The 21,709-nt window shown below is 67.8% G+C and carries 16 protein-coding genes and 3 rRNA genes; 1 reads left to right on the top strand and 18 read right to left on the bottom strand.

Features of this window, described 5'->3' with window-relative positions; all coding sequences use genetic code 11:
* Window positions 1-50 precede the first annotated feature (50 nt).
* The 14 genes from scpB to G8E01_RS04785 form a co-directional block, all read right to left on the bottom strand.
* A complete protein-coding gene (gene scpB / locus G8E01_RS04850; RefSeq protein ID WP_166316624.1) occupies window positions 51-620 on the bottom strand; it encodes an SMC-Scp complex subunit ScpB in 570 nt (189 codons plus the stop codon).
* Window positions 610-1,437: a segregation and condensation protein A gene (locus tag G8E01_RS04845; protein ID WP_166316622.1), complete on the bottom strand. Its 828-nt coding sequence runs from the start codon at window positions 1,435-1,437 to the stop codon at window positions 610-612. The genes scpB and G8E01_RS04845 overlap by 11 nt, the downstream gene beginning before the upstream one ends.
* Before the next feature lie 4 nt (window positions 1,438-1,441).
* On the bottom strand, window positions 1,442-2,320 hold the full coding sequence (locus G8E01_RS04840) for an AAA family ATPase (RefSeq protein ID WP_166316620.1): 879 nt from the start codon (window positions 2,318-2,320) through the stop codon (window positions 1,442-1,444).
* Window positions 2,321-2,393: 73 nt separating this feature from the next.
* Window positions 2,394-3,224: an ABC transporter permease gene (locus G8E01_RS04835; RefSeq protein ID WP_166316618.1), complete on the bottom strand. Its 831-nt coding sequence runs from the start codon at window positions 3,222-3,224 to the stop codon at window positions 2,394-2,396.
* Window positions 3,224-4,210: an ATP-binding cassette domain-containing protein gene (locus tag G8E01_RS04830; RefSeq protein WP_166316616.1), complete on the bottom strand. Its 987-nt coding sequence runs from the start codon at window positions 4,208-4,210 to the stop codon at window positions 3,224-3,226. Before G8E01_RS04830 ends, G8E01_RS04835 begins: the two co-directional genes overlap by 1 nt.
* 65 nt (window positions 4,211-4,275) lie before the next feature.
* A complete protein-coding gene (xerD, locus tag G8E01_RS04825; protein ID WP_166316614.1) occupies window positions 4,276-5,178 on the bottom strand; it encodes a site-specific tyrosine recombinase XerD in 903 nt (300 codons plus the stop codon).
* 11 nt (window positions 5,179-5,189) lie between these two features.
* Window positions 5,190-5,756, bottom strand: a complete 567-nt coding sequence (locus tag G8E01_RS12705) for an NUDIX domain-containing protein (protein WP_166316611.1) — start codon at window positions 5,754-5,756, stop codon at window positions 5,190-5,192.
* Window positions 5,753-7,435 (bottom strand): CTP synthase, encoded by a 1,683-nt coding sequence (locus G8E01_RS04815; RefSeq protein WP_166316608.1) that lies wholly within the window; start codon window positions 7,433-7,435, stop codon window positions 5,753-5,755. The genes G8E01_RS12705 and G8E01_RS04815 overlap by 4 nt, the downstream gene beginning before the upstream one ends.
* An 87-nt stretch (window positions 7,436-7,522) precedes the next feature.
* Complete coding sequence (gene recN, locus G8E01_RS04810) at window positions 7,523-9,211, bottom strand: DNA repair protein RecN (RefSeq protein WP_166316605.1); 1,689 nt, start codon at window positions 9,209-9,211, stop codon at window positions 7,523-7,525.
* Window positions 9,208-10,185: an NAD kinase gene (locus tag G8E01_RS04805; protein ID WP_166316602.1), complete on the bottom strand. Its 978-nt coding sequence runs from the start codon at window positions 10,183-10,185 to the stop codon at window positions 9,208-9,210. Before G8E01_RS04805 ends, recN begins: the two co-directional genes overlap by 4 nt.
* The gene (locus G8E01_RS04800; RefSeq protein WP_166316599.1) at window positions 10,182-11,006 is read right to left on the bottom strand and encodes an SAM-dependent methyltransferase; all 825 of its coding nucleotides are present in this window, start codon (window positions 11,004-11,006) and stop codon (window positions 10,182-10,184) included. Before G8E01_RS04800 ends, G8E01_RS04805 begins: the two co-directional genes overlap by 4 nt.
* A complete protein-coding gene (locus tag G8E01_RS12700; RefSeq protein ID WP_166316596.1) occupies window positions 11,003-11,143 on the bottom strand; it encodes a hypothetical protein in 141 nt (46 codons plus the stop codon). The genes G8E01_RS04800 and G8E01_RS12700 overlap by 4 nt, the downstream gene beginning before the upstream one ends.
* Before the next feature lie 24 nt (window positions 11,144-11,167).
* Entirely contained in the window at window positions 11,168-12,205 is a 1,038-nt protein-coding gene (locus tag G8E01_RS04790; RefSeq protein WP_166316593.1) for an HAD-IIA family hydrolase, read from the bottom strand.
* Window positions 12,189-13,406 (bottom strand): tetratricopeptide repeat protein, encoded by a 1,218-nt coding sequence (locus G8E01_RS04785; protein WP_166316590.1) that lies wholly within the window; start codon window positions 13,404-13,406, stop codon window positions 12,189-12,191. The genes G8E01_RS04790 and G8E01_RS04785 overlap by 17 nt, the downstream gene beginning before the upstream one ends.
* 219 nt (window positions 13,407-13,625) lie before the next feature.
* On the opposite strand from G8E01_RS04785, the gene G8E01_RS04780 reads away from it, so the two are divergent.
* On the top strand, window positions 13,626-14,354 hold the full coding sequence (locus G8E01_RS04780) for a hypothetical protein (protein ID WP_166316587.1): 729 nt from the start codon (window positions 13,626-13,628) through the stop codon (window positions 14,352-14,354).
* Between the two features lie 224 nt (window positions 14,355-14,578).
* Here G8E01_RS04780 and rrf read toward each other — a convergent pair.
* From rrf to tyrS, 4 genes are all read right to left on the bottom strand, one after another.
* Window positions 14,579-14,695, bottom strand: a 5S ribosomal RNA gene (rrf, locus tag G8E01_RS04775).
* A gap of 144 nt (window positions 14,696-14,839) precedes the next feature.
* Window positions 14,840-17,937, bottom strand: a 23S ribosomal RNA gene (locus G8E01_RS04770).
* A 362-nt stretch (window positions 17,938-18,299) separates the two neighbouring features.
* Window positions 18,300-19,826, bottom strand: a 16S ribosomal RNA gene (locus G8E01_RS04765).
* Together the 16S, 23S and 5S rRNA genes form the textbook arrangement of a ribosomal RNA operon.
* 576 nt (window positions 19,827-20,402) lie before the next feature.
* Window positions 20,403-21,704 (bottom strand): tyrosine--tRNA ligase, encoded by a 1,302-nt coding sequence (gene tyrS, locus G8E01_RS04760; protein WP_166316584.1) that lies wholly within the window; start codon window positions 21,702-21,704, stop codon window positions 20,403-20,405.
* Window positions 21,705-21,709 lie beyond the last annotated feature (5 nt).

The raw sequence follows: 21,709 nt of genomic DNA, 5'->3' as shown, positions 1-21,709 counted from the left end.
ACTCCATCATGGCGGATCCGCCTGACCGCCCGCAGAAAGCGGGCCGCGATTCACGCGCCCACGATGTCGTCGAAGCCGTTCGCGCCGTCGTCGAGCAGGGGCGAGATCGGCGGGAGCTCGTCGATCGAATTGATCCCGAGCTTCTGCAGCAGCAGGTCGGTCGTGCCGTAGTGCATGGCGCCCGTCTCCGGATCCGCGCTGATCTCCGTGATCAGGCCGCGGCCGAGGAGCGTGCGCACGACGGAATCGACGTTCACGGCGCGGATCTGGGCGACCTGCGAGCGCGTCACGGGCTGCTTGTAGGCGATGACCGCGAGGGTCTCGAGCGCCGCCTGCGACAGGCGCGCGGGCGCCTGGCTGCCCACGAAGTCGGTCACGACGGCGTCGAGATCGGGCCGGACGTACACGCGCCACCCGCCCGCGACCTCGCGCAGCTCGAAGCCCCGCGGCGGCAGGCCGTGCTCGCCCGCGTACTCCTCGCGGATCCGCGCGAGCGCCCGGCGCACGGCGGCCACCGGCGCGCTCACGGCGGTCGCGAGCGAGACGACGCTCATGGGCTCGTCGGCGACGATGAGGAGCGCCTCGAGGCGCTGCAGGAGAGGGCGGTCGTCAGCGGTCATACTCGGCTCCCAGGCTCGCGAGGTTCTCGTCGTTCCACGCCTCGGCGACCCACCGCAGGGTGAGCTCGCCGAGCGGCTCGAGCTGCTCGAACGACACGGCCGCGTGCCGGTAGAGCTCGAGGATGGCGATGAAGCGCGCCACGATCACGCCGGGCTCGCCCTCCCCCGCGATCAGCTCGCGGAAGGTCAGGGACGCGCGCCCGCGCAGCGCGGCGACGACGATCGCCGCCTGCTCGCGGATCGACACCTGCGGCGCGTGCAGGTGGTCGAGCCCGACGGCCGGGATCTCGCGCGGCGCGAAGGCGAGGGTCGCGACCGCCGCGAAGTCCTCGGGCGAGAGCGTCCAGACGAGCTCGGGGGTCCGCTCGCGGTACGTCGGATCCAGCGGCACCTCGCGCGTGTGGCGCGTCTCCTCGCGCGCGATGTTCTCCGCGAACCACGCGGAGACCTCCTTGAACGCGCGGTACTGCAACAGGCGCGCGAACAGCAGGTCGCGGGCCTCGAGGAGCGCGACCGCCTCGGCGTCGACGAGCTCCCCCTGCGGGAGCAGCCCCGCGACCTTCATGTCGAGCAGCGTGGCGGCCACGACGAGGAACTCGCTGGCCTGGTCGAGGTTCTCGTCCGGGCCGAGCGCCGACAGGTAGGCGATGAACTCGTCGGTCACGGCCGAGAGCGCGACCTCCGTGATGTCCAGCTCGCGCTTCGTGATGAGGCTCAACAGCAGGTCGAACGGCCCGTCGAAGTTCGCCAGGGAGACGCGAAAGCCGCGCCCGTCCTCCGGCGCCGACGAACCGGATCCGGGCTCGCCGAGGCTCATGGACTCAGGCGACGGCGCCGCGGGCGACGAGCTCCCGCGCGAGGCGGAGGTAGGCCTGCGCGGCCGGGTGCTGCGGCGCGTACTCGATGATCGGGACGCCCGAGACCGACGCGTCGGGGAACTTCACGGTGCGCCCGATGACCGTCTCGAACACCTTGTCGCCGAACGTCTCGACGATCCGCTCCAGCACCTCGCGCGAGTGCAGCGTGCGCGCGTCGTACATGGTCGCGAGGAGGCCGTCGAGTTCCAGCGAGGGGTTCAGGCGGTCCTGGACCTTCTCGATCGTCTCGATGAGGAGCGCGACGCCGCGCAGCGCGAAGAACTCGCACTCGAGCGGCACGAGCACGCCGTGCGCGGCCGTGAGGGCGTTCACCGTCAGCAGGCCGAGCGAGGGCTGGCAGTCGATGAGGATGACGTCGTATTCTTTCGCGACGCTGCGCAGCACGCGGGCGAGGATCATCTCGCGGGCGACCTCGTTGACGAGGTGGACCTCGGCGGCCGACAGGTCGATGTTCGCGGGGATCACGTCGAGGCCCGGCACGTTGGTCTCCACGATCGCCTCGTGCGCATCGCGCTTCGTGTCGAGCATGAGGTCGTAGATCGTCGGCACGTCGTGCGTCGCGATGCCGAGGCCCGCCGAGAGAGCGCCCTGCGGGTCGAAATCAACCGCGAGCACCTTGCGGCCGTACTCGGCCAGCGACGCCGCGAGGTTGATGCTCGTCGTCGTCTTCCCGACCCCGCCCTTCTGGTTGCACAGGGCGATGATGCGGGCCGGGCCGTGCGAGTCGAGCTTCGCAGGGGTCGAGAAGCCCTGGTACGGGCGCCCCGTGGGGCCGAGAATGACCTCGTCGCTCTTCGACGGCTGATGTGGGGTGTGGGCCACCGATGAACCTCCTGACACGCTCAGACGAGTGTATCCGCATCGTTACCTCGTGGCCGGGCAGGATCGCGGCGGGTCAGCTCTTCCGGTTGTACAGGCGCATCGAGACGGGGCCGAAGACCGCGACCAGCACGGCGCAGTACGCGAGCACGATGCCGATCTGCGCGGCGTCGAAGGAGCCGCCCATCAGGTCGCGACTCGCGCCCACGACGACGCTCACGGGGTTGATCTCGACGAACCCCTGCAGCCACCGGGGCATGGTCGACGGATCCACGAAGATGTTGGACACGAAGGTGAGCGGCATGAGGATGAACATCGACACGCCCATGGCGGCCTGCTCGGTGCGCATGATGAGCGCCACCATCGTCCACACCCAGGACAGGCAGAAGCTGAACACCAGCAGGAGCGCGAACGCCGCGGCCATCCCCCAGAACCCGCCCTCGGGCCGGAAGCCCATGAGGAAGCCGACCGCGAGGATGATCACGCCCGCGATCGTGTAGCGCACCTGGTCGCCGAGGAGCGCGCCGACGAGCTGCGACGGGCGCCACACGGGCAGGGACCGGAACCGGTCGAAGACCCCCTTGGAGATGTCGCGGTTGAGGGTGAGGCCCGTGTACATCGTGATCATCACGAGGGTCTGCACGAAGACGCCGGGGATGAGCCATTGGACGTAGTTCCCGACGCCCCCGGCGAGCGCGCCGCCGAAGATCGTCGAGAACATGACCGTCATCATGATGGGAAAGACCGTCACGTCGAACAGCTGCTCGGGGATGTGCTTGATCTTCAGCAGGGCGCGCCACCCGTAGGTGATCGAGGAGCTCACGGGGCCGGCGGGGCGGGGCCTGTCCTGCTCCGGCAGGAGAACGGTGCGCACGCGCGCGGTGTGCTCGGCCTGGTCGATACTCATCACGACCCCTCCTCGGCGGCGGCGCCCTCGGGCGCGGCATCCTCGGCCGGCTTCCCCGTGAGGGCGAGGAAGACCTCGTCCAGGCTCGGCTGCCCCAGCGAGAACGTCTCGATCTCGACGCCCGAGGACTCGAGCGCGGCGAGCGCGGTCCCCGCGCGCCGCGTGTCCGGGAGCGTCGCGGACAGCGCCGCCGGATCCGCCTCCCGCGTGACCGCGGTCCCGAGCGCGGCCTCGAGGGCCATGGCGGCGGCGGCCCGGTCCTCGGGGTCGATGAGCCGCACCGCCAGCGCGCCCGCCCCGACCTGCGCCTTGAGCTGGCCGGGCGTGCCCTCGGCGATCACGCGCCCGTGGTCGATGACCGCGAGGCGCCCGGCGAGCTGGTCGGCCTCCTCCAGGTACTGCGTCGTGAGGAGGATCGTGGTGCCACCGTCGACGAGCGCGCGGATGATGTCCCACACCTGATTGCGGCTGCGCGGGTCGATGCCGGTCGTGGGCTCGTCGAGGAACATCAACCGCGGGGTGACGATGAGGGATCCGGCGATGTCGAGACGCCGGCGCATGCCGCCCGAGAACTTCTTCACCTGCCGGCCCGCGGCCTCCGTCAGGCCGAACGCCTCAAGGAGGTCCATGCCGCGGCGGCGCGCAGCCGCCGCGCGGAACCCGTAGAGCCGGCCAAGGAGCACGAGATTCTCGATGCCCGTCAGGTCCTCGTCGAGCGAGGCGAACTGTCCCGTCAGCGCGACCGATTCGCGGATCCGCTTCGGCTCGGTGAACACGTCGTGCCCCAGCACGCGAGCCTCGCCCGCGTCGGGCCGCAGGAGCGTGGCGAGCATGCGCAGCGCGGTCGTCTTTCCGGCGCCGTTCGGGCCGAGGACGCCGTAGATGCCGCCCCGCGGGATCGCGAGATCGATCCCGTCGACGGCGCGCGTCGGGCCGAAGGTCTTCACGAGCCCCCGCGCCTCGACGGCGAGATCGGAGCCGGCCATCTCGTCCCCCTCGTGCGGCGTGTGCGCCCCAGGGTAATGGCGCCGCGTCTCGCGCGGAAGGGGCCTCAGACGGCGCGGGGATGGGCCTGCTGGTACATGTCGCGCAGCACGTCGGCGGTCAGGTGCGTGTAGATCTGGGTCGTCGCTACCGACGCGTGCCCCAGGAGCTCCTGCACCACGCGGACGTCGGCGCCGCCCTGGAGCAGGTGCGTGGCGAACGAGTGCCGCAGCGTGTGCGGCGAGACGTGGGCCGCGAGGTGCGCCGCGCCCGCGGCCTTCTGGATCACGAGCCACGCGCTCTGCCGCGACAGCGGCGCCCCGCGCGCGCCGAGGAACAGGCGCGGCGTCGCGGATCCCCGCGCGGCGAGCGCCGGTCTCACCCGCGTGAGGTAGGCGTCCACGGCGTCGCGGGCGAACGACCCGACGGGCACGATCCGCTCCTTGTCGCCCTTGCCGCGCAGCCGGAGGACGTCGCCCGCGGCGAGATCGTCGACGTCGAGCGAGATCGCCTCGCTCACCCGCGCCCCCGTGGCGTACAACAGTTCCAGGAGCGCGCGGTCGCGGATCCCGATCGGGTCCTCCCCGCTCGGCGCCTGAAGAAGGCGCTCGACCTCGTCGATCGTGAGCGCCTTCGGGAGGCGCTGCGGTTGACGGGGCGGCGCGAGCCGCGCCGTCGGATCCGCCTGGGCGAGCCCCTCGCGCACGAGGAAGCGGTGCAGTCCGCGCACCGACGACTGCAGGCGCGCGAGCGAGGACGCCGCGGGGGCCGGGACCGCCACGGCGCGCTCCTCGGCGAACTCCGACACCCGCGCGGGCGTCACCGCGTCGACGTCATCGATGCCCCGCTCCGCGAGCCACGCGGCGTACGCCCCGAGGTCGCGGCGGTAGGCGGCGACGGTGTGGTCGCTCAGCCCGCGCTCGATCGAGATGTGGCGGAGGTACGCGTCGACCGCGCGCTCGATGCCCACGGGGGCCTGTCTCAGGCGCCGAGCCGCCGGGCCGCGAGCAGGACGCCGATCGTCATGGCCGCGTTCTTCATGCGACCCTCCTCGATCGCGCGGACCGCGTCGCCGAGCGGGACCCACTCGGCGCGAATGTCGGCCTCCTCCGCGTCGCGCGCGAAGGACTCGGGCGCGGGCCCCACCCCCGTCGCGAGGAAGATCCGGATGAACTCGGTCGACCCGCCGGGCGACATCGCGAACGATCCGAGGTCCTCCCATGTGTCCGCCACGAGGTCGGCCTCCTCGGCCAGCTCGCGCTCGGCCGCGTCGCGCGGATCCTCCCCCGGGATGTCTAGCAGGCCGGCCGGGATCTCCCAGTCGCGCGTGCGGATGGGGTGCCGATACTGCTGGATCAGGAGGACTCGTCCGGCCGCGTCGACCGCGACGACGGCGACGGCCCCCGTGTGGTCGACGTAGTGCCGGACGAGCTCGCCCTCGCCGTAGCGGAAGCGGTCCTCCCGCACGTCCCACACGTGGCCGTCGAAGACGACCTCGGAGGCGACGACCGAGGCGGCGCGCTCCTCGTCGCGCAGGGCGTTCGTCACTCCTCGACCTCGAACAGCTCGCTCGAGCGGCTGCGCTCGAGCGCCGCGCCGATGAGGCCGCGGAAGAGCGGGTGCGCCTCGGTCGGGCGCGACCGCAGCTCGGGGTGTGCCTGCGTGGCGATGTAGTAGGGGTGCTTCTCGCGCGGGAGCTCGACGAATTCGACGAGGTCGAGCTCGGTGTTGATGCCCGAGAACGACAGCCCGGCCGCGCCGATCTGCTCGCGGTAGGCGTTGTTGACCTCGTAGCGGTGGCGGTGGCGCTCCGTCACCTGCGTCGACGCGTACACCTCCGCGGCGATCGAGCCCTGCGCGAGGGTCGCGGGGTACAGGCCGAGGCGCATCGTGCCGCCGAGGTCGCCGCCGTCAAGGATCTCGACCTGCTCCGCCATCGTCGCGATCACGGGCGTCGCCGTCTCGGGGTCGAACTCGCTGGAGGACGCGCCCTCGATGCCGGCGACGTTCCGCGCGAACTCGATGACCATGCACTGGAGACCGAGGCACAGGCCGAGCGTGGGGATCCCCTGCTCGCGCGCGAACTTCAGCGCGCCGAGCTTGCCCTCGATCCCGCGGATCCCGAATCCGCCGGGCACGCAGATCCCGTCGAGGGATCCGAGCTGCTCGGTGGCGCCCTCCTCGGTCTCGCACAGGTCCGAGGGGATCCAGCGGATGTTGACCTTCGTGTCCTGCGCGAAGCCGCCCGCCTTGATGGCCTCGGTCACCGACAGGTACGCGTCGGGTAGGTCGATGTACTTGCCGACGAGGCCGATCGTGACCTCATGCTTCGGGTGATGCACGGCGTCGAGCACGCGCTGCCAGCGCGACCAGTCGACCTCCCCGGCCTTGTCGAGGCCGAGCTTGCGGACGATGACGGCGTCGAGCCCCTGGCGGTTGAGCGTCGACGGGATGTCGTAGATGCTCGGCAGGTCGACCGTGTTCACGACGGCGTCGGACTCGACGTCGCACATGAGCGCGATCTTGTTCATGTTCTGCTCGGTCACGGGCCGGTCGCTGCGCAGGACGAGCGCATCGGGCTGGATGCCGACCTGGCGCAGAGCCGCCACCGAGTGCTGCGTCGGCTTCGTCTTCTGCTCGCCCGAGGCGCCCATGAACGGCACGAGCGAGACGTGCACGAAGAACACGTTGTCACGGCCGAGCTCGTGGCGGATCTGGCGGGCCGATTCGAGGAACGGCTGCGACTCGATGTCGCCGACGGTGCCGCCCACCTCGGTGATGATGACGTCGGGCTTCGGGTCGTCCTCCGCCTGCAGGCGCATGCGGCGCTTGATCTCGTCGGTGATGTGCGGGATGACCTGCACGGTGTCGCCGAGGTACTCGCCGCGGCGCTCGCGCTCGATCACCTTCGAGTAGATCTGCCCCGTGGTAACGTTCGCCGCCTGCGAGAGGTTGATGTCGAGGAAGCGCTCGTAGTGCCCGATGTCGAGGTCGGTCTCGGCGCCGTCGTCCGTGACGAACACCTCGCCGTGCTGGAACGGGTTCATGGTGCCGGGATCCACGTTCAGATACGGATCCAGCTTCTGCATGACCACGTGCAGGCCGCGGGCCGTGAGGAGGTTGCCCAGGCTGGCCGCCGTGAGCCCCTTACCCAAAGAGGAAACGACACCGCCCGTCACGAAGATGTGCTTGGTGGTGTCGCTCGTCGCCGCGTCAGAAGTCTGCATCACGGGCTTCAATCCTAACGCCGTTTGTCGGTTTCCGCGTGGGCGCGCCGCCTCGCGGCGCTGGGAATGGACTGAGCACGAGCATACTCACGGGCGGGCGGCGAGCGACAGCAGCTCGCGGGCGTGGGTGAGCGCCGCGTCGCTGTCGGCCATCCCGGACAGCAGCCGCGCCATCTCGGCCTCGCGCGCGTCGCCCTCGAGGCGCGTCACGCTCGAGGCGGTGATGGATCCGTCGCTCGACTTCACGACGTTGAGGTGGTTGGTCGCGAACGCCGCGACCTGCGCGAGGTGCGTCACGGCGATGACCTGCGACGACTCGGCGAGGCGCGCGAGGCGCCGCCCCACCTCGATCGCGGCCGCGCCGCCGATGCCCGCGTCGACCTCGTCGAAGATGAACGTCGGCACGGGATCCGTCTGCGCGACGACGACCTCGATCGCGAGCATGACGCGGCTCAGCTCGCCGCCCGAGGCGCCCTTCGCGACGGGCCGGGGATCCGCCCCGGGGTGGGGCGCGAGCAGAAAGGCGATCTCGTCGTGCCCGTGCGCCGACTCCGAGCCGGGCGAGACGTCGACGACGAGCCGCGCGTCGGGCATCGCGAGCGCGTGCAGCTCGGCGGTCGCCGCCTCGCCGAGCGCCTCCGCCGCCGCGCGCCGGGCCGCGGTCAGGGCGCCCGCGGCCCGGTCGAGCGCCTCGCGCGCCGCGTCGCCGTCCTGTCGGAGGCGCTCGACGCGCTCGCCGTCGTCGTCGAGCTCCGCGAGGCGCGCGGATCCCGTGTCCTGGAGCGCGATGGCCTCGTCGAGGGATCCGTGGCGCCGCGCGAGGGCGGCGAGCGCGGCGCGGCGCTCCTCGACGGCCGCCAGCTCCTGGGGGCCCTCCTCGTCGAGGTCGGCGAGATAGCTCGACAGCTCGACGGCCGCGTCGCTGGCGCGATAGATGAGGTCCGCGAGCTGCTCGCGCACCCGCGCGAGGGCCGGGTCGCCCGCGCGCTCGAGCGCCCGGGTCGCGTCCGCGAGCAGCGCCCCGACGTCGGGCGCGCCCTCCTCGCTCGAGAGGGCCTCGCGGGCCGCGAGCGCCGCCTCCCGGAGCTCCTCGGCGTTCGCGAGGCGCTCGGCCCGCGCGGCCACCCGCTGGTCCTCGCCCGGCTCGGGCGCGACGGCCTCGATCTCCGCGAGCTCCTCGCGCAGGCGCTCGGCCTCGCCCCGGCGCTGGTCGCGTTCGTCGACGAGGCGGGAGAGCTCGCGCTGGATCGCGCCCCACGCGGCGTGCGCCTCGCGATACGCGGCGAGCGCGCCGCCGACCGCGTCGCCCCCGAAGCGATCGAGCGCGTCGCGCTGCGCGGCCTTCGACGTCAGGCGCAGCTGGTCGGACTGCCCGTGGACCGCGACGAGCTGCGCGGCGAGGTCGACGAGGACGCCGGCCGGTGCGGCGCGGCCACCGACGGCCGCGCGGCTGCGGCCCTCGGCCTGGATCGTGCGCGACAGGTACAGCTCGCTGCGCCCGTCGCCGACCGGCTCGAGATCGCCGCCCGCCTCGTGGACGCGGCCGGCCGCCGGTCCGTCCGCCTCGACGTTCCAGATGCCCTCGACGACCGCCTGCGCGGCGCCCGAGCGCACGGTGCCGCTGTCGGCGCGCTGCCCCATAAGGAGCCCCAGGCCCGTGACCACCATCGTCTTTCCCGCGCCGGTCTCGCCCGTGACGGCCGTGAATCCGGGACCCATCGGCAGCGTCGCGTCGGCGATCACGCCCAGGTCCTTCAGGCGCACCTGTTCGATCATTGCGGGGCCCCCTCGCGGTCGGCGGTCGTGACGGGCGGGATGATGCTGACGGCCTCCGTCATCATCGTGCCGGTGGGGCCGCGCCAGCCATGTACGGGGAGCTGGAACTTGCGCACGAGGCGATCGGTGAAGGCCGCGTGGTGCAGCCTGGCGAGCCGCACGGGATCCTCGGAGCGCCGGATCGACACGCGCGCGCCCACCGGCAGCGGGTGGGAGCGCCGGCCGTCGCACCACAGGACGCCCGAGGCGAGGCCGCCGGCCTGCACCTCGACCGCGACCGCGTGGTCCGGGCCCACGACGAGGGGGCGCGCGAACAGCGCGTGCGCCGACAGCGGCACGACCGCGATCGCCTCGACGGTCGGCCAGATCACCGGGCCGCCCGCCGAGAAGCTGTAGGCGGTGGATCCGGTCGGCGTGGCGACGACGCACCCGTCCGCCCCGAACGTCGACAGCGGCCGGCCGTCGATCTCGATGACGAGTTCGATCATGCGCTCGCGCGCGTCCTTCTCGATCGACGCCTCGTTCAGCGCCCACGTCTCGTAGGCGATCTCGCCCGACTTGTCGCGCACCTTCACGCTGAGCGCGAGGCGCTCCTCCACGTCGAAATCGCCCGCGAGGACGCGGTGCACGGCGTCGTCCATGTCGTCGCGCTCGATCTCCGCGAGGAAGCCGACGTGGCCCATGTTGATGCCGAGGATCGGCGCGGTGCCCCCGCGCACGAGCTCGGCGGCGCGCAGGATCGTGCCGTCGCCGCCGAGCGAGATCGCGACCGCGACGTCGTCCGGCGAGACGTCGTCACCGAGCACCGCGACGTCGGCGAACCCCGGCGCGATCCCCGCGAGCGCCGCGCGGTCCTCGGCGGCGAAGACGGGGCGCGCGCCCTGACCCCGGATGATCGACACGATGCGCGCGGCGGCCTGAACCGTGTCCTCCCGGTGGGCGTGGGCCACGATCAGGATGTTGCGCGCGTTCATCGTCCCCCAGTCGATTCGGGTGCGTCGGGCGTCGCCGCGAGGCGGGCGAGGTCGTCCTCCCATTGTGTCGGATCCGCTCCCCCGCGGCGCGCGAAGTGCACAAGGAACTCCGCGTTGCCGTGGGTGCCCACGAGCGGGCTCCGCGTCATCCCGCGCGCGCGCAGGCCGACGGCGTCCGCCGCCCGGAGGACGCCGCGGATGGCGTCGGCGCGCAGCCGCGGATCCGCCACGATGCCGCCCGAGACGCGGGTGCGTCCGACCTCGAACTGCGGTTTGACGAGCAGCACGATATCCGCCGCCGGGTCGGCAACCACGGCGACGGCTGGCAGGACGTGGGCCAGGGAGATGAAGGACAGATCGCCCGTCACGACGCTCGGGGCGCCCGCGACGCCGCTCGCGGCGGCGAGCGTCTCGCGGGTCATGTGGCGCACGTTGAAGCCCTCGACGACGCGCACGCCCGGATCCGCGGCGACCGCGGGCGCGATCTGTCCGTGCCCCACGTCGACCGCGAGCACCGGATCCGCGCCCCGTTCGCGGAGCACCTGCGTGAAGCCGCCCGTCGACGCGCCCATGTCGAGCGCCGCGCGCCCGGCGACGTCGACCGCGAACGCGTCGAGCGCGGCGACGAGCTTGTGCGCCGCGCGCGAGACGTAGCGATCGGCGTCGACCGCGATCTGCGCGGCGTCATCCACGCGCGCCGAGGCCTTGGTGGCCGCCGCGCCGTCGACGACAACGCGCCCCTCGGCGATGAGGCGGGCGGCGTGCGTGCGCGACCGGGCGAGCCCCCGCGCGGCGAGCGCCGCGTCGAGCCGCGCGCTCACGCGCCGGGCGACTTCTCGAGCGCGCGGCTGAGCTCGTCGTGCAGCGACCGGTATGCCTCGGCGCGCTCGGAGAGCGGCTGGCTCTCGATCACCCGCAGGCGCCCGAGCAGGTTCTCGTCGAGGCTGTCGTCGGTCATCCCCCCACGATACGTCCCGGGCCCCTACGGGCGGTGGAACGTGTCGCGGTACAGGCGCTCTGGCACGTCGAAGCCGAAGATCTGTCGGCCCGTCGCCCAGATCGCGTGGGCGCCCGCGCGCACGAGGTCGATGTCCCGCGAGCCCTCCGAGACGATCTCCACCCGCGGCCCGTCGATGCGCACGCGCGCGTCGCCCACCTGGGTGATCTCGCGCTTGCGCACCACCTCGGGGTACGGCTCGAACAGCTCGCGCAGATCCCCGACGATGTAGGTCGGGCGCGCGTGCTCGGGCGCGGCGAGGACGTGCTTGGGGCGATCGATGCCCGTCAGCACGAGGGCCGAGTCCATGCCGGCGGCCTGGGCGCCCTGGATGTCGGTGTCCAGGCGGTCGCCGAGGAAGAGCGGCTGGGCGGCGCCGAAGCGCGCCGTCGCGGCGTGGAAGATCGGCGCCTGCGGCTTGCCCGCGACGGTCGCGAGCCGGCCGACGGCGGTGTGCACGGCCGACACGAGCGTGCCGTTGCCCGGTGCGATCCCGCGTTCGCGCGGAATCGTCCAGTCGGTGTTCGTGGCGATCCAGGGGATCCCCCCGTCCTCCTCGGGGAGCGCCAGCGCGAACGCCGCCTCCGCCAGGTCGGTCCAGGCGACGTCGGGGTTGAACCCCTGCACGACGGCGGCGGGCGCGTCGTCCGCACTCCGCGTGACGACGTACCCCGCCTTTTCGAGCTCGACGACGAGGCCCTCGCCGCCGACGACGAGGATCGTCGCGCCCGGATCCACGCGCTCCGCGAGCAGCGTCACGGCCGCCTGCGGGCTCGTAACGACGTCCTCTGGCGCGGTGCCGAGGCCGAAGTCGGCCAGGTGCCGCGCGACCGACGCATCGGTGCGCGAGGCGTTATTCGTGATGTACCCGAGGCGGATCCCGTCGGCGGCCGCCCGGTTCAGGCTCTCGACCGCGTGCGGGATGGCGCCGGGGCCGGCGTACACGACGCCGTCCAGGTCGGCGAGCAGCACGTCCACCCCGTCGAGGGGCGTGCGCGTCGCGCGCTTAGAAAAGAGCGCCATCGGGGCGGTCCTCCTCGTCCGAGGCGTTGCCCTGATCGGTCGTGTTGCCTGCCTCCGGCGCGGCGGCGTCCGCAACGTCATCGCCTGCCGCGTCGTCGCCCGCAGAATCGGCATCCTCCGGATCGGTGTCGTCCGAACCATCGTGCTGCGATGTGTCGACCTCCGAACCGTCGTCGCCCGAACCATCGGCCTCCGACGCGTCACCATCCGACGAATCGACGTCAGCGGCAACGACGTCCGCAGCAGCGTCGTCGTCGTCCACAATGCCCGCGTCCGCCAGGATCTCCGCAACCTCGTCCTCGATCGACATGTCGTCGACCGCGGGCGCGTCCTCGGGGACCTCGACGTCCTGCGCCTCCGGCTCCGGGGCGTCCGTGGACGGCCCCGCGGCCTCGGGCGCGGCGGATTCCTCCGCCACGTCGACGGGTTCAGCGGCCCCCGCCGCACCGAGCTCGGTGCCGCTCTCGGCGGGCAGTTCGTCCGCATCGACATCCGCAGCAACGGCATCCGAATCAGGGGGCGCGCTGCCGCGCTGCTCCGCGTCGACCGACTCGCCATCCGCAACGGCCAGCCCCGCCTCGGTCGCAGTGTCCGCGGGCTCGTACGCGCCGTCGTCATCGACGGAGGCCGGCGCGTCGAATTCGATCTCGTGGATCTCGACCGTGTCGTCCTCCGCGAGCTTCGACAGGATCGCGTCCTCCGCGATCGAGGCGCGGCGCGCCCACTCCTCGGCCTCGTCCGTACGCCCGAGGTCCTCGAGCACGGCGGCCCGCGCGGCGAAGAGCCCGGCGCTCCACTCGAACGCACGGTTCGGGTCGTCCTCCGGGATGTCCAGCTCGTGGAGCGCGAGCTCCGTCTGGCCCAGGTCCAGCCGCGCACCCGACATCGCGATCGCCAGTTCCACGCGCTGCGAGACCTCGAGCGACGCGCGGTCCGCTGCGCGCCCCTCCTCCAGCGCCTTGTCGGCGCGTCCGACGCCCCGCTCGCTGTCGACGATCATCGCCACGTGGTCGTTGCGACCCGTGATGCGGCGCACCGTGCGCAGCTCGCGCAGGGCGAGCGCGAAGTCTCCCGTCGCGTAGGCGGTCACGGCGAGCGTCTCGCGCGCCACGGCGACCCGGCCAGCGTGGCGCATCGCCGCCTGCGCGTGCTCATGCGCGAGGTGCGGGTCGTCATCGATCGCGCGAGCGGCCATCGCCATGTGGCGCGCCACGCGCTCGGCGTTCTCCGCGCTCAGTGTCTTCAGCTCGTTGCGGGCCGACGGCGCGAGGTCCTTCGGCGTGATGTCGTCCGGCAGCGGCGGATCCGGAATCCGGTCCTGCTGCGGCGGACGCGAGTTCTCCCGCTCCTCGCGGAACCCGCCGTCCCGACGGTCGTCGCGCCCGCGGTAGCCGCCCTCACGACGGTCATCGCGTCCGCGGTGACCACCGGCGCTCCGGTCGTCGCGTCCGCGGTATCCGCCGTCGCGGCGGTCGTCGCGTCCGCGATAGCCACCCTCGCGACGGTCGCCGCCAGCACGGTAGCCGCCGTCGCGACGATCGTCGCGCCCGCGGTAGCCGCCCTCGCGACGGTCACCCGTCGGGCGCGGTCGATCATCACGATGATCGTCACGCCCGCGGTAACCGCCTTCGCGGCGGTCACCCGTTACACGCGGCCCACCGTCGCGGCGGTCAGCCCCCGGACGGTATCCACCGTCACGACGATCGTCGCGTCCGCGGTAGCCGCCCTCGCGGCGGTCACCCGTCGAGCGCGGACCACCGTCGCGGCGATCGTCCCGCCCGCGGTAGCCACCCTCGCGACGGTCGCCGCCGGCACGGTAGCCACCCTCGCGGCGGTCGCCCGTCGAACGTGGCCCACCGTCGCGACGGTCATCGCGTCCACGGTAGCCCCCGGCGCTCCGGTCGTCGCGTCCACGGTACCCGCCCTCGCGGCGGTCGCCCGACGAACGTGGCCCACCGTCGCGACGGTCAGAGCGCCCGCGGTACCCACCGTCGCGACGATCCCCCGTCGAACGCGGACCACCATCGCGGCGATCATCGCGCCCGCGGTAACCACCATCGCGACGATCTTCGCGCCCGCGATAGCCGCCGTCGCGGCGGTCACCGCCGGAGCGCTGCCCGCCCTCACGGCGATCGCCGCGGTCGCGTGAGGAGTCTCCGGAGCGGGGAGGGCGCCCACGACCAGCGTCGCCGCCGGCGCGGCCGGAGCCGCTATCGGTGTTGTCGTCGGTGGCCATGTCCACTCCCCTGTTCAGCCCATGCGAATGTCCCGCACAGACGTATCTGTTCTCTATTTCCTCGCCCCGAGCATAAACCGGGGTCATAACGCACGAAAGGGCCGCCCAGCGTTGGGCGGCCCTTTCGACCAAGTGAAGTCCGGCGGCGACCTACTCTCCCACACCGTCCCCGGTGCAGTACCATCGGCGCTGAGAGGCTTAGCTTCCGGGTTCGGAATGAGACCGGGCGTTTCCCTCTCGCTATAACCACCGAAACACCTACCAACCACACACCCCAAAGGCGCGGGTAAACCTGTGTTTCAACAGCACAACACTGTTTACTTATCACCAGCCCTCAAAAGCACAACCGTACCCTGAGAACCACAAAGTGGACGCGAACAACATCAAGAAGACGAAGTGTTATCAAGTCATCGGCTTATTAGTACCAGTCAGCTACACGCATTACTGCGCTTCCACATCTGGCCTATCAACCCAGTAGTCTGCTGGGAGCCTCTCCACCCGAAGGTGATGGAAGTCTCATCTTGAGGCCGGCTTCCCGCTTAGATGCTTTCAGCGGTTATCCATCCCGAACGTAGCCAACCAGCGATGCTCCTGGCGGAACAACTGGCACACCAGAGGTTCGTCCAACCCGGTCCTCTCGTACTAGGGTCAGATCCTCTCAAACTTCCTACGCGCGCAGCGGATAGGGACCGAACTGTCTCACGACGTTCTAAACCCAGCTCGCGTACCGCTTTAATGGGCGAACAGCCCAACCCTTGGGACCTACTCCAGCCCCAGGATGCGACGAGCCGACATCGAGGTGCCAAACCATGCCGTCGATATGGACTCTTGGGCAAGATCAGCCTGTTATCCCCGAGGTACCTTTTATCCGTTGAGCGACAGCGCTTCCACAAGCCACTGCCGGATCACTAGTCCCGACTTTCGTCCCTGCTCGACCTGTCAGTCTCACAGTCAAGCTCCCTTGTGCACTTACACTCGCCACCTGATTGCCAACCAGGTTGAGGGAACCTTTGGGCGCCTCCGTTACTCTTTGGGAGGCAACCGCCCCAGTTAAACTACCCACCAGGCACTGTCCCTGAACCGGATCACGGTCCGAAGTTAGATATCCCGAGTGACCAGAGTGGTATTTCAACAACGACTCCACAACCACTAGCGTGATCGCTTCACAGTCTCCCACCTATCCTACACAAGCCACACAGAACACCAATACCAAGCTGTAGTAAAGGTCACGGGGTCTTTCCGTCCTGCTGCGCGTAACGAGCATCTTTACTCGTAATGCAATTTCGCCGAGTTCGTGGTTGAGACAGTTGGGGAATCGTTACGCCATTCGTGCAGGTCGGAACTTACCCGACAAGGAATTTCGCTACCTTAGGATGGTTATAGTTACCACCGCCGTTTACCGGGGCTTAAATTCAGAGCTTCACCCGAGGGTTAACCCTTCCTCTTAACCTTCCGGCACCGGGCAGGCGTCAGTCCGTATACATCGTCTTGCAACTTCGCACGGACCTGTGTTTTTAATAAACAGTCGTTCCCCACTGGTCTCTGCGGCCCACACACCCTTTCGAAAGCAAGTTTCTATAAGTGCTGGGCGCCCCTTCTCCCGAAGTTACGGGGCCATTTTGCCGAGTTCCTTAACCACGATTATCTCGATCTCCTTAGTATTCTCTACCTGACCACCTGAGTCGGTTTGGGGTACGGGCAGCTAGAACCTCGCGTCGATGCTTTTCTCGGCAGCATAGGATCACCCACTTGATACGCATCACGTCTCAGCCACATGAACCACGGATTTGCCTATGGTTCGGCCTACACGCTTACACTGGACACCATCTGCCAGCTGGGCTACCTTCCTGCGTCACACCTGTTAATACGCTAACCGCACCAGCATGGGGTCGTGCGCTAGGCCACCCGGTGCCACCCGAAGGTGACGATGGATGGATTCGGGCACTTAGCACCACTGGATTAGCTTGGGCGGTTCTTCGCCGGTACGGGAATATCAACCCGTTGTCCATCGACTACGCCTGTCGGCCTCGCCTTAGGTCCCGACTTACCCAGGGAAGATTAGCTTGACCCTGGAACCCTTGGTCTTCCGGAGGACGTGTTTCTCACACGTCATTCGCTACTCATGCCTGCATTCTCACTCGTGTGCCATCCACGGCTGGATCACTCCGCCGCTTCACCCGGCACACGACGCTCTCCTACCCATCAACACGACTGAACCACGAAGGCTTGTCGATAGTGTCAATGCCACAACTTCGGTGGCGTGCTTGAGCCCCGCTACATTGTCGGCGCGGAATCACTTGACCAGTGAGCTATTACGCACTCTTTCAAGGGTGGCTGCTTCTAAGCCAACCTCCTGGTTGTCTAAGCAACTCCACATCCTTTCCCACTTAGCACGCGCTTAGGGACCTTAGATGGTGGTCTGGGTTGTTTCCCTCTCGACGATGAAGCTTATCCCCCACCGTCTCACTGCTGCGCTCTCACTTACCGGCATTCGGAGTTTGGCTGACGTCAGTAACCTGTTGGGGCCCATCGGCCATCCAGTAGCTCTACCTCCGGCAAGAAACACGCAACGCTGCACCTAAATGCATTTCGGAGAGAACCAGCTATCACGAAGTTTGATTGGCCTTTCACCCCTATCCACAGCTCATCCCCTCAGTTTTCAACCTAAGTGGGTTCGGCCCTCCACGACGTCTTACCGTCGCTTCAGCCTGGCCATGGATAGATCACTTCGCTTCGGGTCTAGGACACGCGACTGAATCGCCCTATTCAGACTCGCTTTCGCTACGGCTACCCCACCCGGGTTAACCTCGCCACGTATCACTAACTCGCAGGCTCATTCTTCAAAAGGCACGCCGTCACCCCAACAAGGAGGCTCCGACGGTTTGTAAGCAAACGGTTTCAGGTACTATTTCACTCCCCTCCCGGGGTACTTTTCACCTTTCCCTCACGGTACTTGTCCGCTATCGGTCATCTGGGAGTATTTAGGCTTATCAGGTGGTCCTGACAGATTCACACGGGATTTCACGGGCCCCGTGCTACTTGGGATACACACCACCGCAGAACACGCATGTCGACTACGAGACTGGCACTCTCTCTGGTCCGGCTTTCAAACCGATTCGTCTATACGCTTCTGTACGGCCACCACAACGGCAGTCATGATAGGCATGTCCCACAACCCCGCACGTGCAACGCCTGCCGGCTCTCACACACGCACGGTTTAGCCTCATCCGCTTTCGCTCGCCACTACTCACGGAATCACTGTTGTTTTCTCTTCCTGTGGGTACTGAGATGTTTCACTTCCCCACGTTCCCTCAACCCGCCCTATACATTCAGGCGGGAGTCACCAGAACACAAAAGCGTCTGGCGGGGTTTCCCCATTCGGAAATCCTCGGATCACAGCCCGCTTATCGGCTCCCCAAGGCTTATCGCAGATTGCTACGTCCTTCTTCGGCTCCAGATGCCAAGGCATCCACCGTTTGCTCTTAAAGACTTGAAATCACATGAGCCACAAACAGAAAAAATCTATTCATGTTCGCTTCTTTAAGATGCTCGCGTCCACTGTGTAGTTCTCAAAGTACGGGTGCACCCCACCCACACACCCCAACAGGAGCATGCAGCATGAGGGCAGAAAACCCAGTCACCAAAAGGCGGCTGAGCCTTCAGGACCCAACAACGTGCATAGCCCGACCAGCCCCACGATCCGCTTTCCCATCACCGAAGCGACGTACTCACAAACCACAGCACCAATCAGGCTCTTGTCAAATGTTCCACCCATGAGCTACCCGCTCCGAACATTTGCCGGAGAACGGGCTCTCTGAACAACCACCCCAAAGAATGATTGTCATCGAAGCTCCTTAGAAAGGAGGTGATCCAGCCGCACCTTCCGGTACGGCTACCTTGTTACGACTTAGTCCTAATTACCGATCCCACCTTCGACAGCTCCCTCCCAAAAGGGTTAGGCCACCGGCTTCAGGTGTTACCGACTTTCATGACTTGACGGGCGGTGTGTACAAGACCCGGGAACGTATTCACCGCAGCGTTGCTGATCTGCGATTACTAGCGACTCCGACTTCATGAGGTCGAGTTGCAGACCTCAATCCGAACTGGGACCGGCTTTTTGGGATTCGCTCCACCTTACGGTATCGCCGCCCATTGTACCGGCCATTGTAGCATGCGTGAAGCCCAAGACATAAGGGGCATGATGATTTGACGTCATCCCCACCTTCCTCCGAGTTGACCCCGGCAGTATCCCATGAGTTCCCACCATTACGTGCTGGCAACATAGAACGAGGGTTGCGCTCGTTGCGGGACTTAACCCAACATCTCACGACACGAGCTGACGACAACCATGCACCACCTGTATACCGACCACAAGGGGGGATCTGTCTCCAGACCTTTCCGGTATATGTCAAGCCTTGGTAAGGTTCTTCGCGTTGCATCGAATTAATCCGCATGCTCCGCCGCTTGTGCGGGTCCCCGTCAATTCCTTTGAGTTTTAGCCTTGCGGCCGTACTCCCCAGGCGGGGAACTTAATGCGTTAGCTGCGTCACGGAGACCGTGGAAAGGCCCCCACAACTAGTTCCCAACGTTTACGGAGTGGACTACCAGGGTATCTAAGCCTGTTTGCTCCCCACTCTTTCGCTCCTCAGCGTCAGTTACGGCCCAGAGATCTGCCTTCGCCATCGGTGTTCCTCCTGATATCTGCGCATTCCACCGCTACACCAGGAATTCCAATCTCCCCTACCGCACTCTAGTCTGCCCGTACCCACTGCAGGCTGGAGGTTGAGCCTCCAGTTTTCACAGCAGACGCGACAAACCGCCTACGAGCTCTTTACGCCCAATAATTCCGGATAACGCTTGCGCCCTACGTATTACCGCGGCTGCTGGCACGTAGTTAGCCGGCGCTTTTTCTGCAGGTACCGTCACCCGAAGGCTTCTTCCCTACTAAAAGAGGTTTACAACCCGAAGGCCGTCATCCCTCACGCGGCGTTGCTGCATCAGGCTTGCGCCCATTGTGCAATATTCCCCACTGCTGCCTCCCGTAGGAGTCTGGGCCGTGTCTCAGTCCCAGTGTGGCCGGTCACCCTCTCAGGCCGGCTACCCGTCGACGCCTTGGTGAGCCATTACCTCACCAACAAGCTGATAGGCCGCGAGCCCCTCCCGAACCGAAAAATCTTTCCCACCGCAGAAGATGCCTTCGCGGTGCATATCCGGTATTAGCAGCTGTTTCCAACTGTTATCCCAAAGTTCGGGGCAGGTTGCTCACGTGTTACTCACCCGTTCGCCACTAATCCACTCCAGCAAGCTGGAGCTTCATCGTTCGACTTGCATGTGTTAAGCACGCCGCCAGCGTTCATCCTGAGCCAGGATCAAACTCTCCAAAAAGAAAAAATGCATAACCACACGGGAAAACGTGTGACCAGCGAGTTTGAAACTGACCAATGTGATGTCATCTGACATCAAATGATCCAAAGGAATTCTCAAACACCCCACAAAGAGGTGCCGAGGATAATTTGGCATTTGACAAGTGCACGCTGTTGAGTTCTCAAGGATCAGACGCACCCGGCCCTCAGCCTTCCAGCTGAGCCCTCCGGGGCAACTTCTCTATCTTATCAGTCCGAATCTCACTGTCAAATCCGACACGCCGTAACCCGAAAGCCACAACCCGCCACATCCGACACCAGACCAGGAAGACAAGCCACAAACCTACCCACCCGAACCTGAGTCCGAACTGAAAGGAAATGTGATGTTCGTCACACGACCTGGGGCGAAGGAACCTTCCGGCTCAACCTCACCGCTTGGCGGCGACAAGTGAATACATTACGCGGACGTAAACCCCACGCCAACTCCACCCCACACCCGGGCGTGTCGCACGGGCCGTGCCGGGTCGATTCCCCCGGAAAAACGCGGGACCCCGCACCTCGAGGAGAGGCGCGGGGTCCCGCATGGCGGCGCCAAGGGCTACGCGACGAAGACGCCGGCGAGGGCCTTCTTGCCGCGCCGGAGCACGGAGACGCCCCCCGGCAGCGCGCCGGATACCCGCGCGTCCTCGGCATCCACCTTCACGCCATCGAGCGAGACGCCGCCCTGTTTGATCGCGCGTCGCGCCTCGGAGACGGAGGCGACGAGCCCGGTCTGGACGAGCGCGTCGATGATCGATGCCCCCGTCGCGAGCGTCGCGTTCGGAAGCTCGCCCAGCGCGGCCGCGAGCGTGCCCGCATCGAGGGACGCGAGGTCGCCCCGCCCGAAGAGGGCCTCGGTGGCCGCGATGGCCTGCGCCGTCTTGTCCGGGCCGTGGACGGTGGTCGTCACCTCGAGCGCGAGGCGCTTCTGCGCGGCGCGGCGGAAGGGCTCGTCCGCGACGAGCCGCGCATACTCCTCGACCTCCTCGCGGCTGAGGAACGTGAAGACCTTGAGCCGGTCGATCACGTCCCGGTCGTCCGTATTGAGCCAGAACTGGTACATCGCGTAGGGGCTGCACATCTCGGCGTCGAGCCAGATCGCGTTGCCCTCGCTCTTACCGAACTTGGTGCCGTCGCTGTTCGTGATGAGCGGGGTGCCGAACGCGTGCACGGACGCGCCCTCGACCCGGTGGATGAGATCCGTGCCGCTCGTGAGGTTGCCCCACTGGTCGGATCCGCCGGTCTGCAGCACGCACCTGTACTGCCGGAAGAGCTCGAGGTAGTCGAGCCCCTGCAGCACCTGGTAGCTGAACTCGGTGAAGCTGATGCCCGCATCCGAGTTCAGACGCGCGCTCACGGCGTCCTTCTTGAGCATCGTGCCCACGCGGAAGTGCTTCCCGATCTCGCGCAGGAACTCGATCGCCGACATCGGCGCCGTCCAGTCGAGGTTGTTGACCATACGGGCGGCGTTGTCGCCCTCGAAGCTCAGGAGCTTCTCGATCTGAGCGCGCAGCTTGGTCACCCACTCCGCGACCGTCTCGGGAGTGTTGAGCGTGCGCTCGGCGGTCGGGCGCGGGTCGCCCACAAGGCCCGTGGATCCGCCCACCAGCCCGAGCGGGCGGTGGCCGGCGAGCTGGAGGCGGCGCATCGTGAGCAGCTGCACGAGGTTGCCGAGGTGCAGGCTGGGCGCCGTCGGATCGAAGCCGCAGTAATAGACAATCGGCTCCCCGTCGAGGAGCTCTCGCAGAGCATCGGCGTCGGTCGATACGTGCACGAGGCCGCGCCAGACAAGCTCATCCCACAGGGTGTCGAAGGTGGGATCGTTCGCCTCGGCGGCAACGCGGGCCGCGGGTGATGTCATGAGAG

It is taken from the genome of Microbacterium excoecariae (assembly GCF_011326725.1).
GTDB classification, from domain to species: Bacteria; Actinomycetota; Actinomycetes; order Actinomycetales; family Microbacteriaceae; genus Microbacterium; species Microbacterium excoecariae.
The sequence above is the reverse complement of the archived record's forward strand: the minus strand, read 5'-3'. Positions and strand labels throughout refer to the sequence as shown.